This is a genomic window from Oceanobacillus sp. FSL K6-0127 (assembly GCF_037983385.1).
In the GTDB taxonomy this organism is placed as follows: Bacteria; Bacillota; Bacilli; order Bacillales; family Amphibacillaceae; genus Oceanobacillus; species Oceanobacillus profundus.
In genome coordinates this window covers 3,765,637-3,782,591 of sequence record NZ_CP150287.1, presented here as the reverse complement: position 1 = coordinate 3,782,591, position 16,955 = coordinate 3,765,637, and the positions used below count along the sequence as shown (strand labels likewise).

Genomic DNA, 16,955 nt, shown 5'->3' with positions numbered 1-16,955 from the left:
AATATATATAACAAGGAGGAATTTACAATGGTACATCAAACTTGTACGGAAAGTGATATTGCAGGAGCTAGTTTTTCAATTCATCCGATGAGTGATCAGTTTATCGAGATTATTAAAGGTGCTTTAGAGGAGGCAGATACATCGAAGGTTCATATGGATACAGATGATGTAACAACAACTGTAAGAGGAAAGCTGACACATGTTTTTGATGTGACAAAGGCGATATTTGCTCATGCAGCAAAAAGTGGGAAACATGTTGCATTTGAAGCTACGTATTCATTAGGATGTCCTGGGGATTCAATGGGGGAGGCTTATATGGCAGAAGATGAGATTCCGCTGAATGCAGAGCATGTCAAACATATAAACCAGCGGGTTGCAGCAAAATTTTCCTTGTATCCATTGGGCGGCGGTAATTATATGGATGTAATTTACAGTCAAATTGAGGCAATGAAGCAATACGTAGATGTTAGTCACGCCCATTATGCTACACGATTAGATGGTGAAGCGATTGCAATATTTGATGGATTGGAAAAAGTGTTTAAAGCAACCGTTGAAGGCGGCTCAAGTCATACGGTAATGACCGTTTCGATGTCAGCGAACAGTCCATCCCATACAGGAACGAATCAAAATGAATAATTGGCGCTTTAAAGAAATAGTTGTATTAGCAGCCTTGTCCGTTGTGTTCGCAGTCGTCTATTTAGCTTTTTTGCCAGTTGGAGCAGTCTTAGTTGGTTTCTTTGGACCAATTGGCTATGACTTTATTTTTGGTATTTGGTTTATTGTTTCGATTATTGCAGCCTACATTATACGGAAGCCTGGGGCCGCATTTTTATCTGAAACGATAGCAGCTATGGTCGAAGTGTTAATCGGAAATGCTGTTGGACCAATGCTCATTGTTACTGGAATGATTCAAGGTATCGGTGCGGAAGCTGTATTTGCAGCAACTAAATGGAAGAATTATTCGACTTGGGTATTAATGGCAGCGGGAATGGGATCAGCTATCACCAGTTTTATTTATGGTTATTTCATGAGTGGCTATGCTGCTTTAGCTACAGGCTATGTTCTAGCAATGTTCATTATTCGACTAATTAGCGGAGCATTGATTGCTGGATTATTAGGAAAGGCATTGAGTGATGGACTAGCTAAAACAGGTGTGTTATCAAGCTTTGCTTTAGGAAAAGAATATCGGAGGAAAAATGCGGCATGAGTTTAATGGTAGAAGTAAAGCAATTCACTTTAAAATTTGAATCGAATCCAAAGGGGGACACCCTGTCCAATTTGAATTTTCGTCTAAATCATGGTGAAAGCTTATTGCTATTAGGTCCTAGTGGCTGCGGAAAAAGCACATTAACGTATTGTCTGAACGGACTATATCCTCGCGAATTAGATGGAGAAGTACATGGAGAAATTGTCATTAATGGAAAAACAGCGACAGCATATCGTCCGGGCGAAATTAGTCAGCAAGTCGGAGTTGTTTTTCAGGATCCAGAGACACAATTTTGTATGCTGACTGTTGAAGATGAAGTTGCCTTTGGATTAGAGAATATCGGCATTCCGCATGAATATATGGAAGAAAAAATTAACCATGTTCTAGAATTAGTACAGTTGCTTGCGTTTAAAAAGTCTGCAATAAGCTCACTTTCAGGAGGGCAGAAGCAAAGATTAGCACTTGCATGTATTCTTGCATTAGAGCCTTCTTTATTAATTTTAGATGAACCAACAGCTAATCTAGACCCGATTGCAACAAAGGATGTGATTCAGACCATCCAATCGATACAAGAAAAAACAAATTGCTCTCTTATTATTATTGAACACCAGCTGGATGGCTGGACAGAGCTAACAAATCGCTGTCTTTTATTGAATCGGAACGGTGAGATATTTTATGATGGTGATTTAAGAAATGCCATTGCGTGCAGGCTAGAAGAGTTGGAAGAACAAGGTATTTGGCTACCGAAAGTAACGCAATATTTCTTGAAAAACAGACCGCAAACAGAGCGGGAATTACCACTTACCGTAGGAGAGATAAACCCTTTTTCATTATTCGAGAGTAAAAGCGTGAATACAGCAAGTATTCCCTCTGAAGCAGGTTTGCCCTATGTAAAAGCTTCTCATATATCATGGAAGGTAGAACAGCAACCAATTATTCACGATATATCGCTAACGCTTTACCATGGTGAATTTATTGCAATTGTTGGGGCGAATGGCAGTGGAAAAACCTCCTTTTCTAGAATTCTAGCAGGTATTCAGCGGCCTACAAAAGGAAGCGTTTCTATAAAAGATAGAAAGATTGGAAGTTGGAAGGAGTCGCAGTTACGGGAAGAAATCGGCTATGTTTTCCAGAATCCTGAGCATCAATTTATTGCAAACACGGTTTTTGAGGAAATTGCATTTAGTCTTCGCTTAAAAATGGAAACGGAAGCAACAGTTAAAGAGAAAGTACAGGCGGTATTAGAAACATGTGGATTATTGCACTTACAACATGAGCATCCCTATACATTGAGCCAAGGACAAAAGAGACGTTTGAGTGTAGCAACAATGATTGTTGATGATCAGCCATTTCTATTGCTGGATGAACCAACTTTCGGACAAGATGCATCTTCCAATGCTCAGCTGATGGGACTATTACAAGGAAGATATAAATCGGGAGCAACAATTGCGATGGTTACACATGATATGGAATTGATTCATGATTATGCAACAAGGGTTCTAGTTCTCCACAAAGGCAGACTTGTTGCAGATCTCGCACCAGCGGAACTATGGGCGCAGCCAATAGAAAAATTGCATGATTGGCAGCTTGCATTACCAATTCAAGTTCAGATTCAGAACTGCTTAAAAAAGGAAGGTGATTATGCTGCTCAATCATCTTAATCCAAGCATAAAAGCACTAACAGTTTGTATATTAATTGTACATTTGGCATTTGTATTTGAGCCGATGACCGTGTTTCTATTTTTGATTTGGACAATTGCGGCAACCTTTATTTTCGGTAAGGTAAATTGGAAAAAATATGTTCTCTATTTTCTTCCCTTTTTTATTTTTGCAATCGGAATGCTCTGGACAACAATTGCGTTTGCAGATACATCGGAGCATACAAATAAGGTTATCAACATGCTCGGACTAACGTTGCCACTTGATTCATTTCTCGTTGCTTTGGCTCTTTCGCTGCGAATATTAAATGTTGCGGCATTATCCTTAATGTTTATTTTTACAACCAATATGGTTGATTTTATTTTAAGCTTGATCCAGCAGTTAAAACTTCCACCTAAAATTGCTTATGGAGTTTTAGCGGGATATCGATTTTTACCAATGATGAAGGATGAAATTAAAATAATCCATGCTGCCCATCAAGTTCGTGGTGTTAGCCAAGGCAAATCATTAAAAGATAAATTTTCAAAATATAAACGCTTTGCAATTCCGTTGCTGGCGAGTGCGATTCGGAAAGCGGAAAGAACAGCTGTTGCCATGGAATCAAAAGGATTTACAGGTGATCGAAATCGAACCTTTTACCGTCAGTTTTTTGTAACAAAGCATGACCTTATTCTTCCTGGAATTCTACTCTTCGGATTTTGGGGAGCTTGGTTTTTATAAACTTTAACCCGTAATCAGTCTAATTGATTACGGGTTCTTTTTAAGATGCTCGAAATTAATTATATAATTCCAACCAAAATACTTGTGATTGAAATGAAAATCAGTTATATTTTAAATTAGCATTTCTTTGAAATAGTGTAAAAATTGTCGACTTGTAACTGGGGGGGAATTAGAAATAATGAGAAATTATAAAAAAGGATTTTTACTTTTCATCGTAATTTGTATGATGGGCGTGCTAGTTGCTTGTGCGGATGAACCAGGTGACGCAAATGGGACATCAGGAGATGAGCGGGCAGGTGCTGGAGGAGATCTTGTTATTGCCACTATATCTGATGCAGTAACACTGGATCCAGCAGGTTCGAATGATGTTCCATCACGTGATATACAATTTAATATTTTTGAGCGACTGATTAATCAGAATGAACAAATGGAATTGGAGCCAGGGCTTGCAGTCAGCTGGGAAGCGATTGAAGAGACAACATGGGAGTTTCAATTACGTGAAAATGTAACATTCCATGATGGTTCAGCTTTTAATGCAGAAGTGGTAAAAGCAAATATTGATCGTTTGCTAGATCCGGAAGTTGGTTCATCTTCCTATAGTAGATTTGAAATGATATCCGAAGTAGAGGTGGTCGATGATTACACTATACGAATTATAACGGAGTATCCGTTCTCACCATTGCCGTCAAATTTAGCTCATGGCAGTGCTGGAATCGTCTCGTTAGAACAAATTAAAGAAGACTACGAAGCAATGGAAGCAGGAGAAGATCCCGGAAGTGTTGTGAATCAGCACCCAATTGGAACGGGATATTTTAAATTTGATGATTGGGCACCAGGTCAGCATGTTGTCCTTGTTAATAATGAAGATTATTGGGAAGAGGAAGCGGCTAAACTTGATTCCGTCACATTTAAAGTTGTGCCTGAAGATTTAACGAGACTTGCAGAGTTAGAGACAGGGGATTCGCATGTTACAAATCCGTTGAGTCCTTCTGATATTGCCCAGGTAGAGGGGAATGAAGAATTAACTGTCGTACGGCAGGACAGCTTAGGAATTGAGTTTCTCGGATTCAATGTTGAGAAAGCGCCGTTCGATGATGAACGTGTTCGACGTGCGATTGCAATGGGGATTGATAAGGAACAAATCTTAGAAGGAATTTATGACAATATTGGGACGCCGGCAATAAGTCCGTTATCACCAAATGTGTTTGGCTATGATGATTCCATTTCAACGACTGATTACGATCCTGAAGGTGCCAAAGAATTGTTGGCAGATGCCGGATTCGGAGATGGTTTATCAGCCACAGTTTGGACAAATGATAGCCGTGAACGCATTGATATTGTAACCAACATTCAATCACAGCTCGCTGAAATTGGAGTTAATTTGGAAATAGAGGTATTTGAATGGGGTGCTTATTTAGCTGAAACAAGCGATGGCGGGCATGAAATGTATGTGATGTCATGGAATAACGGAACAGCAGATGCGGATAATGGTTTATTCCCATTATTTCATTCCAGTAATGCGGGTACAGGTGGAAACAAGATGTTTACTCGATATGATGAATTGGATGAAACTCTAGAAAAAGCAAGACAAAGGGTAGTAGAAGAAGAGCGCCTTTCTCTGTATACAGAAGCACAGGAGTTTTTAACTGAAAAGACACCAATGGTTTACTTAGTACACCCAGAATATTTATTAGGTGTACGTAAAGAAGTTAAAGGTTTATCGATGACACCAGGTAAAACCTTGCTGCTCAAAGATGTTTATATTGAAGAATAAGTTAGGAGGGAGCATTCAGCATGGAAACATATGAAGCATTGTCATCCTTTGAAAATTTAAAAACGTCTTATCCAGATTTATATAATCAGATTAATTCTATTATAAAAGAAGTTATTGCATTAAGAAGAGACTTGCGAAAGCATCCAGAGCTTGCCTTTGAAGAAACCCGTACAGCTCAGATTGTGGCAACAAAACTGCGTGATTGGGGCTATCAGGTAACGGAAGGTGTTGGAAAGACTGGTGTGGTTGGCATCCTTAAAGGTGAAAAAGAAGGACCTGTTGTGGGACTCCGTGCGGATATGGATGCACTTCCAATGATGGATGAAATTACAGCTGATTACCGAAGTTTAACAGATCATGTTGCACATACATGTGGGCATGATGCTCATACATCGATTCTATTAGGCGTTGCAAAGATTTTTGCGGAACGAGGCTTGAAAAAAGGGACGTTAAAATTAGTTTTTCAACCAGCTGAGGAAATTGGTGAAGGTGCAGCTGCAATGATTGCAGATGGTGTACTGGAAAATCCAAAAGTGGATATGATGGCTGGTCTGCATGTACATCCAACCATAGAAACAGGACAATTTGGAATCACAGAAACGGAATTCAGCTGTGCAGCAATGGACCTATTTGAACTGGAAATAAAGGGAAAGGGAGGACATGCAGCACATCCGCACCGCACAATCGATCCTGTTGCAATTGCGGCGCAAGTTATTACAGCACTTCAGCAAATCGTCAGCCGAAATACGGATCCACTTGATTCTGTAGTTGTTAGTATTGGCCAAATCCATGGCGGGACGAAATCAACCATCATACCAGATTCAGTAACACTTAGTGGAACTGTCCGGACATTGAACCCTGTAACAAGAGAAGCGGTTGCTAAACAAGTCCGTTCAATTGCAACGAGTATTACGGAGGGGCTTGGCGGCGAATGTGATGTGAATTACCGTTTTGTAACGCCATCGATTAAAATTGATAAGGATTTACGTGGATTATTTGAAGAAACGATTACGGAGCTATTTACAAGCGATGCTATCGTATACAAAAATCCATCCATGGGTGGAGAAGACTTCGCTTATTATTCACATGAGATTCCAGCTGTCTTCTTTAACTTAGGGACAAACGGGGGTAATCCTGAAACAGCATATTCCAATCATAATTCACGCTTCGATGTGGATGAACAGGCTTTTGTTTATGGAATTGCAGCACTATTTCAATTGGCAAGTAATTATTTGGAGCGAACCGACGAATGATTAAAAAAGTTATAAAAAGAAAAATCCGAGCGAATTCAAAATCTAATAGGAAAATTTTTGAATTATGTTCGGATTTTTCTAGACGCTTTACTCCCAGCCCTCTTCTTCATTTTATTGAGAAATACACATCAGATTAACTGGATAATCGATCCATGGATTGCGACTGCCTTGAATTTCATAGATAGCAAGGTTGTGATGACTTTTATAAATGTCGGGTGGAAAATAAAATCTTCATGCCATTTTAGAAGCAGGGATACATCTATTTCTTTTTTATGCGAAGCTTCAATTTCATCCGTATATTTTAGTGAAAAATAGAGCATGGCTTGAGCAACTGCATCTTTTCCGTATTCCGGTTCAAACTGTTTATCCAATGATTTTCCACGGGATTTCTTTACACCCTGGACGGAAATCAGTTCTGGATTGTAGTCGCAGAAATCATGGTATCGTCATCCCTTCCTTCTTACCGTAAAGGAGTAGCTTTTGTATGTGCAGATCGCGGTAGCCGTAGTTTCATATAGCCGACAAAAGACAAAACCAGCATACCTATTAAAAACGCAATAAAATATGGAGAAATCACTTCACGAATAAGCCCGGTTACAAATGAACTGAAAATCATTCCCAATGAATAGACCGCCGACATCACCCCAAAAGCACGGCCATGTCCTTCCCTTGCGACAGCATCTGTTACTGCTGTAGCCATTGCCGGCATTATCACCCCAAAAAAGAATCCCATTAAAAATAACAAAAGCGTTAAGGCTGTAGTCCACTCATTTAAAAGTGCAAACAGAGTCATACACATCCCAAATAAACCGAAAATCAGCCTTTTCACAGGAGCAAATCGATTAATAAAAAACAGAGATAAGGAAAAAAATGTTCCAATACCCATAAAACTGAACATTTTCCCTGTTGTGACGGTAGATAGTCCTTTTTCCACCGATAAATAAGGAATTTCATAGATGATCACACCATGAATGTACATCACAGCAAAGCCTGTCAGAAAAACAACATGCAAACCAGGATTTGCCAAAACCTGAATAAGACTCAATGACTGATTTCTTTTATTCACTGTGACTGCTTGTCTATCTTTTAGAAAAAACGTCGTATAAACTGCCGTTATAATCAGTGCTGACCCAATAACAAAATAAGAATTGGCGTATCCGAACATAACTCCAAGCTTTCCACCAATCAGTGGGGCAATAATACTTGCAATTGTACCGAGAATCCCATTCACAGCCATGTTTTTCCCTTGCTGTCGGCTATTTTCTGCATATCCTGAAAGTAGTGCCATTGCTGCTGGAATCAAAAAGGCTAATGAAAATCCATTTAATGCCCGCAGTAGTAATAATTCTGCAGTATTAGCCACTAAGCCATGAAAAATAAACAAACTACCCGATACAAGCAATGGAAGCGTAATAAATATTCGCTTCCCAAACCTGTCAACAAGTGGACCTGCAATTAAATTTCCTACTAGATTAGCGAACTGAGCGGCACTAAGCATAATTCCAACCAATACACTGGATGCTCCAATCATTGCAGCATAAGGAGTGAAAATCGGTGCTTGAATACTCATGATCAGGCTGATTAAAAACATAATGACAAAAATGTGTAATTTATCTGCGGTTGCTTCTCTCAATTTTTCCACCTCGAAAACATTGTATGCTCCAAATGAAAAAATAGACGGAAAAAAGGGTCAGCCCTTTAACTCATATATAATATTTAAACCTTTTGCCTCGCTGAATAAAATTATGCTATATTCTAATCAGATTTTTCACCTCAAGAATATCTACTCAAAACTCTCTAAGACACGATAGCATGGCAACCATTCCGCTACTAATTAAAGAAGATTCCTCAAAATCTACCAACACTGGACATGACCAATTAAACAAAGACTCTTTAATACATTCTTCAAAGAGAATTTTTGAGATAAGGTACCAGACCCGCTATATAGTAAAGCGTACCAATAGACAGTATATTTGGTAAGTTTTTAAACTTGGAAAATGGTTATCAAATTATTATTGAGTACATCTTTATCTATATCTTTCCGAATAATCTAATCTCTGCTATGATTTATGTAAAACAAAAAGGAGCCTTTAACATGCTTGATTATAATAATTCGATAGCGTTGCATATTCAATTGAAGAATATTATTGAAAAGAAAATTGAAGAAGGAATATTTACCGGGCAAATACCAAGTGAAAGGCAATTTATGGAGGAATATCATGTTAGTAGAAGTACGGTTAGGGAAGCTATTAACCTTTTAGTTCGTGAAGGAGTATTAGAGAAAAAGCATGGAAAAGGTACATTTGTTTCCTTAAAACCAATTCAAGATTGGCTCGGTAATCTAAGCAGTACAACAGATACGATTATGCAAATGGGGAAGAAGCCAGGAGCACAGTTAGTTACGCATTATTTGACGGAAACCACACCATATATTCAAGAAAAAACTGGTCTCAAAGATGCTTACTTTATAAAACGAATTCGCTTTGCTGACGATATGCCAATTGGTGTGGAGCGACATTATTATCCAATCGAAATAGGAGTAAAATTAATTAAATACGACCTCAATGATGCAACATTATATGATTTGCTGGAAAATCATTTAGGAATTAGACTAGCAGAAGCCGAGCAGACAATTAGCGGTGGAATTTTTTTAGATGAAGATAGGGAATTTATGAAAATGCCGAATGGAACGAACGCGTTAATTGCCGAACGAATTATTAGAGATCGAAATCGTGAAATCATTGAATTCGAAAAAGCCTTTTATCGGAATGACCTATATACATTTAAAATAAACTTGTCTCGTAAGTTTGGCTAACAGGGTTCATTAAAAGTTGTATCACGTATTTGGAATAAAATTATTAGCAGGCATAATAAGACTTATTATCATTTTAAATAACTGAATTTATATAATATATTGAATTTAAAATCGGACTGTTTTATACTGATAGCAGACCATCACATCACAACTGGTTCGGACGTCAGTATCATCATGATAGGTCAGACTTATCGTTTTGCAAATTCATGTAAGGAGGATTGAATGACGATTGTTTAGATTTCAAATGAGTTAAAACGAATGAGTTTAGTATTGTGATATTTTCTCGATCCTAGGAAGTTTTTTAAAAATATTATCTAATAAATGTAAGCGGTTTCCAATGTAGGAAACGAAATTAATGGATAACCATCCAGGGTGTTAATGTGCATGAAATACCATCTAAATCAATCTTTCAAAATCAGGTTTCGATTGATTATGTATTGCTTCATAAAGAATCTAACTAAATGAATGGAGGTAGGTTGAATGAAGACGGAAAGCGAAATGAATCAGGTGGTTGAGAAAGAAGCATCGTTATTATGGAATGCCATGCATCGTTACAATCCAGAAGCGGAACAAGTAGTCGCTGTTAAAGGGGAAGGATCCTGGTTTACGGATGAATCTGGTAAACGTTATTTGGACGGGGTTTCTGGATTATGGTGCTTAAATCTAGGTCATGGCCGGGAAGAAATAGTCGAAGCCGCTGCTGAGCAAATGAAAAACCTTTCCTATTTTCCATTAACAATGAACCATCAGCCTGCAATTAAACTTGCTGAAAAGATTAGTGAATTGCTCGGTGGGAAATACCAGACATTTTTTTCTAATAGTGGTTCTGAAGCTAATGAAACTGCATTTAAAATTGCGAGACAATACCATAATCAAACTGGTAATCCGCAGAAGTATAAAGTAATTTCTCGTTATCGTGGATATCATGGTTCAACATTAGGTGCATTAAGTGCAACAGCACAAGCAAATAGGCGAGTAAAATATGATCCGGGTGTCCCAGGATTTCTACATGTTTATCCGCCATACAGCTACCGTTCTATTTTTGATGGAAGTCCAGAAGAGTCAGATCTGAAGGCTGCACAGCTGTTGGAAGAAATGATTAACTGGGAAGGAGAAGAAACAGTTGCAGCATTTATCATGGAGCCATTTATTTCTGGGGGCGGTGTTATTGTTCCATCAATGAAATATATTCAACGAGTTGCGGAAATTTGTAAGAAATACAATGTGCTTCTGATTATGGATGAAGTAGTATCCGGTTATGGACGTACCGGAAAAATGTTTGGATTTAAGCATGCGGCAGGGGTACAGCCTGATATTGTGACAATGGCAAAAGGGCTGACAAGTGGGTACTTACCATTAGGAGCTACTGCTGTTAAATCTGAAATATATGATGTATTTCGAGAGGCTGGCAAGGATTCACATTTTCGTCATGTATCTACCTATGGAGGACATCCAGCCGCATGTGCAGTTGCATTAAAAAATATTGATATCATAGAGCGTGAGAACATTGTTGAACGAGTTCGCACACTTGCCGGGACTAAATTATCGGAGCTGCATCATTTAATAGATCACAAAAACGTGGGAGAGGTTCGGCAAATTGGTTTTCTTTTAGGGATTGAGATGGTAGAAGATAAACAGTCTAAGCTGCCGATGTCTGATGAAAAACTGGCAAAAATAATAGGTTTGTGTAAAGAAAAAGGATTAATCATTGGTAAAAATGGAGATACCGTTCCAGAACAAAACAATGTCATTATTGTTGCGCCGCCATTAACAAGTACTGTAGAAGATTTAGATTTTTTAATTGATACTTTAACGTCAGCAATTCGAAGTCTTTAAATAAGTCTGTTCCTATAAGAGAGAAAGGGAATCCGAGGGGATGGAGTTTACGTGAATTATGAAAGACTGAAAACATTTGTAGCTGTTGCCGAAAAGAAGAGCTTTTCCGAGGCGGCTAAAGTATTATTTGTTTCCCAGCCAACCATTACCTCGCAGATCAAAGCATTGGAAGAGGAGCTTCATACCAAACTATTTGAGCGAACAACAAAAAGGGTTGAAATGACAGAGGCTGCGTTGATTTTAATAAAATACGCTAGGGAGATTATCCAGCTGAGTGATGCCGCACAGGAGAAAATACAGGAAATTGGCAGTAACATACATGGGGATTTAGAGATAGGGTGTAGTTTTACAATTGGTGAATACATTCTTCCAATATTTTTGAAGCGTTTCAAAGACAATTTTCCAATGGTGCAGATTCGTGCAGATATTTCTAATTCGGATACAATTATTTCCAGTATAAAAAATCACGCTATAGATGTCGGGTTAATTGAAACCCCAATTGATGATCCACAAATTATATTGGAGCCATTTTTAACAGATGAACTGTTGCTGATAGCAGCTCCTGATTTTTTAAAAGAAAATGATGGTAAAATTTCCGCTGAAAGCTTGAAGACGATCCCGCTCATCATGAGAGAGAAAGGATCTGGCACAAGGGCAGTAGTGAATCACTATCTACAGATGGTTGGTATAGTAGAAAGTGAATTAAACATCGTGATGGAATTAGGGAGTACAGAGTCTGTTAAAGCAGCAGTTGAAGCCGGATTAGGTGTGTCTATTATTTCTAGAGCAACGATTTCAAAAGAGAAAAAGCTAGGGTTGCTGACATCATATCCGATTAAAAATATAGCATTCTATCGTTACTTCTATATTGCAATGCGTAAAGATCAGGTTTTAAAATCAACTGCAGATTTGTTTTTGAATGAATTGAAAAAAATGCAACTGACCAAACCATACAAGTCATTTAATCCACTTACTCGATTTTAAAGGTTATAAAAAAAGGAGGAATTTCTAATGGTGAAACAGCAAGCAGAAATGAAAAAGGGTGTCGTTAAAAAAGTAAAAATGACACCAAGTGAAGCAATTGTTGAAACGCTCGTCGCAGAAGGGGTAAAAGAAGTATATGGAATTGTTGGTTCCGCATTTATGGATATGCTTGATTTATTCCCAACTGCCGGTATTCGCTTCTTACCGGTAAGACATGAACAAAGTGCAGCACATATGGCTGATGCTTATACACGAGTATCCGGTGTTGCGGGAGTTGTTATTGGTCAAAATGGTCCTGGGATTACAAATATGGTGACGTCTGTAGCAGCTGCAAACCAAGCACATACGCCAATGGTAGTTATATCGCCTTCTGCAGGCACGCCGACAATCGGGTGGGACGGATTCCAAGAAGCTGATCAGGTTTCGATTTTCAGTGCAATTACAAAAGAAACAGTGCGCGTCACGCATAAGAGTCGTGTAGCTGATTGTTTAAGAACAGCTTTCCGGATCGCTTATGCTGAGCGTGGCCCGGTCCTTTACGATATTCCGAGAGATTTATTTTATGGGGAGCTTGAGGATCAGATCCTTCAGCCACATCAATATCGTGCAGATTCTAGAGGAAGTGGAGATCCTGCCTTAACAAAACAAGCAGTAGAGCTTTTAAAGCACGCAAAAAATCCAGTAATTATTTCAGGACGTGGTGCAGTTGATGCAGATGGGGTGGACACCGTTGTTAAAATTGCAGAACACCTGACAATTCCGGTAGCAGTGTCTTATATGCATAATGACGCATTTCCAGCTGATCACCCACTAGCAGTCGGCCCAATTGGTTATATGGGAGCTAAATCTGCAATGAATACGTTAAAGAATGCTGACGTAGTACTAGCGATTGGAACGAGGCTGTCAGTCTTTGGCACATTGCCTTGTTACGATATCGATTATTTCCCGAAAGCTGCAAAAATTATTCAAGTGGATATTAACCCAAGAAATATAGCTAGAACACACCCGGTTGAAGTAGGAATTATTGGGGATGCCAAAGCAACAAGTGACGAAATTTATAGATTACTGAAAGAGGCAGTTCCTAGTCCAGACAAAAAACAATATCGATTAGAGGCAGTAAGCAAAGAAAAAACAGCATGGGAAAAAGAGTTAGTAGACCTTGCGATGGAGGATGGATCTCCAATTAATCCGAGACGAGCACTCTTAGAACTAACAAAAGTGTTGCCGGACAATACAATCATTTCAACTGATATTGGGAATGTCTCATCTACTGCAAATGCTTATTTAAGATTTAATCAAACGAGACGTCATATAGCTGCATTAACTTTTGGAAATACTGGTTTTGCATACCCAGCAGCACTCGGAGCTCAGCTTGCAGAGCCAGATTCACCAGTCGTTGCAATTATTGGGGATGGAGCTTGGGGAATGAGTTTACATGAGGTAAGTACAGCTGTAGAGCAAGATATTCCGGTTATCGCCTGCGTATTCAATAATAAATCATGGGCCGCTGAAAAGAAAAACCAAGTAGATTATTATGATAACCGATTTATCGGTTCGAACATCCAAGCGCCAGAGTTTGCCGAGGTTGCTGAATCAATGGGTGCTTTAGGTTATACGATTGAAAAGCCAGAAGACATAGGACCTATTGTGAAAGAAGTATTAGAGAAGCGTAAGCCAGCAGTTTTAAACATTTATGTGGATGGGACACAACTTGCTCCTCCATTTAGAAGAGATGCATTGCAGTTGCCGACAAGATTGCTAGATAAATATAAACACTTGGATTATGAGACATGGGGTTCTGATAATAACTAATGTAATTAAAAAGAAACCTCTGTACCGCTCGATATGTGGTATAGAGGTTTCTATAGTTTATTGGCTCTATTTAGTTAAACTGTTCCAAACATTCGGATTGATTAAAGTAGGTGGTTTTTCTCCATTTAGACCAGCTTCAAGGTTCCTGGCCGCTAACTCCGACATTTTTAACTCGGTTTCATACGTGGAAGATCCAACATGTGGCAGGGTAACAACGTTTTTCATTTTTAATAATGGATTGTTAGGATCAACAGGTTCTTGTTCAAATACATCCAGTCCTGCAGCTGCAATTTCCCCAGTTTGTAATGCTGCGATTAAATCCTTTTCTACAACTGTTTTTCCACGTGAAGCATTAATAAAAATTGCTGAAGGCTTCATAAGCTGAAATTCTCTTTTACTAATAAGACCTTTTGTTTCTGGGGTAAGCGGGGTAATTAAAACAGGAAAATCAGATTTGGATAACAAATCATCTAAACTGCAATATGTAGCATCAAACTTTGTTTCTGCGTCTTGTTTCCTTGTCCGGCTATGATACAAAATATTCATATCAAATCCAAACTTAGCACGCTGTGCAATTGCTTGCCCAATTCTTCCCATTCCAATAATACCTATCGTTTTATGATGAACATCGACTCCATAATAGTCTGGCCCTAATGCTTCTACCCATTGTTTAGACTTAACCAAATTGTCTAGCTCTGGAATGCGTCTGGCAGCTGCGAGTAAAATACCAAACACGGTATCAGCAACGGTATCTGTTAATACGTCCGGTGTATTTGTTGCCATAATGTGCCGCTTTGTTAATTCTTCGATATCCAAATTATTATAACCAACAGAGACATTACTCACGATTTTTAAATTAGGGGCATTGTCTAATAATGTTTTATTCACCTCTAAAGCTAGTCCAATAATACCTTCTGCCTCTTTCAGATGGTTCATAAATTCTTCGTTAGTTTGGGTATCAATATTTTTAAAAAACTTCACATCGTACTTTTCTTGTAGACTTTTAAGTACGGGTTTTTCAAGCCGCTCATAAACAATAATTTTTTTCTTCATCTCCATAAGCTCCTTCTAGTAATCTTTCAGTTTGTTGATGGTTGTTTTTCTATCATTTTAAACGTAACTTTCAATATGAGGAATGTCAATATTGGGAGAAGGTGTTAGACTTTAAGTTTTATAAAGAACATCTATAAATTATATTGTGAAATCCGATAATTTCATTTCTTTAGAATACATTGACTCCGTTTATACCTAATGATAAAGTATAAATAATCTATTTTAAATAGTTACATATACTACCGAGTTGTTATCTGATATTTATGTAATGTCACCCTTGATGCCTCTATATATGTGTGAATATTAAGTTTATTTTCAGTAAATAGCAATCAATTGAATTACTAAGGGGAGATCGTATGAATTGGTGGTTAGTTTGGATTGTAGTTTTTTTAATTGTAATTTTTGGTATAAGTATTATTTCCTCACGAAAAATTAAAACCTCAGATGACTTTTTAATGGCCAACTTTAGTCTTGGGTTCTTTCCTATCACAGGAACAGTTATAGCAACCGTTACTGGATCTGCAGCACTTATCGGTGGAGCTGGAAAAGGTTTTGAAATCGGTATTTCCTATTTTATTACTTCTATTAGTTTCGTTTCTTTTACTATTCTATTTGTCGCTATTCTAACTCCAACTATACGTAAACTTAAATTATATACAATACCAGATTTATTTATAAAACGTTTTGGAAAAGCGTCTGCATTACTTCCAGCATTAATTATTGGATTACTTTATATGACCCCTACATTTGCGATGCAGTTAGTAGGAATGGGTTCTATATTAGCCTCTACTACAGCACTTACCGTAACATGGGGAATTGTTATCGGTTTTATAATCAGTCTCATTTTTACACTTATGGGAGGAATGTTTAGTGTTGCTTGGACAGATACAGTGCAAACCATCGTAATTCTAGCTGGGGTTATTTTATTGTTTTTCCTTGGGCTTAACCATATAGGTGGGGTCGAGGTATTGGCAAATGAAACCCCGAAGCATCTGTTTAACTTTTTCAGTATTGGCGGTAAAGAATTATTAAACTGGTTCCTTGTGTTCGGACCATTCTATATGGTTTGGCAAACAACATGGCAACGCTTATCAGCAGCTAAATCTACTAAAATTGCAAAATGGTCTGTTACAACTGGTTTTATCATTTCTGGTTTTATTGGTTTACTAGCAATATTAATTGGAATTATGGCCGTACAAATACTAAATACAAGTACACCTCCTGATCAGGTGTACACCCAATTTTTAGTAGACATATTTCCAGCACCATTAGGTGGGTTATTTATGGTGTCACTATTAGCAGCACTGTTAACCGGTGCAACATCTTTCTTGCTCAGTGGAGCAATTAATATTGCCAAAGATATTTACCAAGAGTGGATTTCACCTGGTGCAGAAGATGCTCAGTTGTTAAAAACATCCCGGATTTCTGTATTAGGTATGGCTGTATTGGGACTTGTTATTGCATTATATATTACAGATATTATAACCATCTATCAATTTGCCCTTTCCTATACAGCTGTAACGCTTGTTGCACCTGTAATGGCTGCAATGTTCTGGAAACGTGCTACAAAAACAGGAGTAATTGTAAGTATGGTTGGCAGTATTATTGTTTGTTCTTTATGGAAGCTGGCTGGAACACCTTATGGAGTGCATGAAATTCTGCCAGGCTTAATCATGTCTTTTCTATTATTAATCATTGTTAGTCTTAAAACAAAACATTCAGCTGACGAAGACGTGACTGCCTATTTCTTCTCATTAAAAGCAGTGAAGGATCCTACAGAACAAGAACCAGTTGATAAAATCATAAGTTCGTAAGGTAAATTTGACTGTGTTGCAAAAATTT

General features: G+C 38.1%; 14 protein-coding genes. 11 read left to right on the top strand and 3 right to left on the bottom strand.

Going from position 1 to position 16,955, the window contains the following annotated elements:
• Positions 1-27: 27 nt before the first annotated feature.
• The 6 genes from MHH64_RS18530 to MHH64_RS18505 all read left to right on the top strand — a co-directional run bounded on the left by MHH64_RS18530 (position 28) and on the right by MHH64_RS18505 (position 6,613).
• Positions 28-636, top strand: a complete 609-nt coding sequence (locus MHH64_RS18530; protein WP_340002174.1) for a YkoF family thiamine/hydroxymethylpyrimidine-binding protein — start codon at positions 28-30, stop codon at positions 634-636.
• Complete coding sequence (locus MHH64_RS18525) at positions 629-1,207, top strand: ECF transporter S component (protein WP_095311044.1); 579 nt, start codon at positions 629-631, stop codon at positions 1,205-1,207. Before MHH64_RS18530 ends, MHH64_RS18525 begins: the two co-directional genes overlap by 8 nt.
• A complete protein-coding gene (locus MHH64_RS18520; protein WP_095311043.1) occupies positions 1,204-2,868 on the top strand; it encodes an ABC transporter ATP-binding protein in 1,665 nt (554 codons plus the stop codon). The genes MHH64_RS18525 and MHH64_RS18520 overlap by 4 nt, the downstream gene beginning before the upstream one ends.
• Positions 2,849-3,586, top strand: coding sequence for an energy-coupling factor transporter transmembrane component T (locus MHH64_RS18515; protein WP_340002171.1), 738 nt, complete (start codon positions 2,849-2,851; stop codon positions 3,584-3,586). Before MHH64_RS18520 ends, MHH64_RS18515 begins: the two co-directional genes overlap by 20 nt.
• 178 nt (positions 3,587-3,764) lie before the next feature.
• Positions 3,765-5,360, top strand: coding sequence for a glutathione ABC transporter substrate-binding protein (locus MHH64_RS18510; RefSeq protein WP_340002170.1), 1,596 nt, complete (start codon positions 3,765-3,767; stop codon positions 5,358-5,360).
• Between the two features lie 20 nt (positions 5,361-5,380).
• Positions 5,381-6,613 carry a M20 family metallopeptidase gene (locus tag MHH64_RS18505; RefSeq protein WP_340002169.1) on the top strand — a complete coding sequence of 411 codons (1,233 nt, stop codon included), beginning with the start codon at positions 5,381-5,383 and terminating at the stop codon, positions 6,611-6,613.
• A 128-nt stretch (positions 6,614-6,741) separates the two neighbouring features.
• On the opposite strand, the gene MHH64_RS18500 is transcribed toward MHH64_RS18505, so the two are convergent.
• Positions 6,742-6,984, bottom strand: a complete 243-nt coding sequence (locus MHH64_RS18500; RefSeq protein ID WP_340002168.1) for a hypothetical protein — start codon at positions 6,982-6,984, stop codon at positions 6,742-6,744.
• An 89-nt stretch (positions 6,985-7,073) separates the two neighbouring features.
• The gene (locus MHH64_RS18495) at positions 7,074-8,246 is read right to left on the bottom strand and encodes an MFS transporter (RefSeq protein ID WP_340002167.1); all 1,173 of its coding nucleotides are present in this window, start codon (positions 8,244-8,246) and stop codon (positions 7,074-7,076) included.
• A 462-nt stretch (positions 8,247-8,708) separates the two neighbouring features.
• Here MHH64_RS18495 and MHH64_RS18490 point away from each other — a divergent pair, with 462 nt between their 5' ends.
• From MHH64_RS18490 to xsc, 4 genes are all read left to right on the top strand, one after another.
• Positions 8,709-9,428 (top strand): GntR family transcriptional regulator, encoded by a 720-nt coding sequence (locus MHH64_RS18490; protein WP_095311033.1) that lies wholly within the window; start codon positions 8,709-8,711, stop codon positions 9,426-9,428.
• 480 nt (positions 9,429-9,908) lie between these two features.
• A complete protein-coding gene (locus MHH64_RS18485; RefSeq protein ID WP_340002166.1) occupies positions 9,909-11,264 on the top strand; it encodes an aminotransferase in 1,356 nt (451 codons plus the stop codon).
• A gap of 51 nt (positions 11,265-11,315) precedes the next feature.
• Positions 11,316-12,248 carry a selenium metabolism-associated LysR family transcriptional regulator gene (locus tag MHH64_RS18480; RefSeq protein ID WP_340002165.1) on the top strand — a complete coding sequence of 311 codons (933 nt, stop codon included), beginning with the start codon at positions 11,316-11,318 and terminating at the stop codon, positions 12,246-12,248.
• A gap of 27 nt (positions 12,249-12,275) precedes the next feature.
• The gene (xsc, locus tag MHH64_RS18475) at positions 12,276-14,060 is read left to right on the top strand and encodes a sulfoacetaldehyde acetyltransferase (RefSeq protein WP_340002163.1); all 1,785 of its coding nucleotides are present in this window, start codon (positions 12,276-12,278) and stop codon (positions 14,058-14,060) included.
• 66 nt (positions 14,061-14,126) lie between these two features.
• Here the strand turns inward: xsc and MHH64_RS18470 are convergent, their stop codons facing one another.
• On the bottom strand, positions 14,127-15,113 hold the full coding sequence (locus MHH64_RS18470) for a D-glycerate dehydrogenase (protein ID WP_340002162.1): 987 nt from the start codon (positions 15,111-15,113) through the stop codon (positions 14,127-14,129).
• 356 nt (positions 15,114-15,469) lie between these two features.
• On the opposite strand from MHH64_RS18470, the gene MHH64_RS18465 reads away from it, so the two are divergent.
• Entirely contained in the window at positions 15,470-16,927 is a 1,458-nt protein-coding gene (locus MHH64_RS18465; RefSeq protein WP_095311024.1) for a sodium:solute symporter family protein, read from the top strand.
• The last annotated feature ends 28 nt before the right edge of the window (positions 16,928-16,955 follow it).

Coding starts and splice junctions, on each gene's coding strand:
- MHH64_RS18530 (WP_340002174.1), top strand. CDS start 28: ATGGTACATCAAACTTGTACGGAAAGTGATATTGCAGGAGCTAGTTTT.
- MHH64_RS18525 (WP_095311044.1), top strand. CDS start 629: ATGAATAATTGGCGCTTTAAAGAAATAGTTGTATTAGCAGCCTTGTCC.
- MHH64_RS18520 (WP_095311043.1), top strand. CDS start 1,204: ATGAGTTTAATGGTAGAAGTAAAGCAATTCACTTTAAAATTTGAATCG.
- MHH64_RS18515 (WP_340002171.1), top strand. CDS start 2,849: ATGCTGCTCAATCATCTTAATCCAAGCATAAAAGCACTAACAGTTTGT.
- MHH64_RS18510 (WP_340002170.1), top strand. CDS start 3,765: ATGAGAAATTATAAAAAAGGATTTTTACTTTTCATCGTAATTTGTATG.
- MHH64_RS18505 (WP_340002169.1), top strand. CDS start 5,381: ATGGAAACATATGAAGCATTGTCATCCTTTGAAAATTTAAAAACGTCT.
- MHH64_RS18490 (WP_095311033.1), top strand. CDS start 8,709: ATGCTTGATTATAATAATTCGATAGCGTTGCATATTCAATTGAAGAAT.
- MHH64_RS18485 (WP_340002166.1), top strand. CDS start 9,909: ATGAAGACGGAAAGCGAAATGAATCAGGTGGTTGAGAAAGAAGCATCG.
- xsc (WP_340002163.1), top strand. CDS start 12,276: ATGGTGAAACAGCAAGCAGAAATGAAAAAGGGTGTCGTTAAAAAAGTA.
- MHH64_RS18470 (WP_340002162.1), bottom strand. CDS start 15,113: ATGAAGAAAAAAATTATTGTTTATGAGCGGCTTGAAAAACCCGTACTT.
- MHH64_RS18465 (WP_095311024.1), top strand. CDS start 15,470: ATGAATTGGTGGTTAGTTTGGATTGTAGTTTTTTTAATTGTAATTTTT.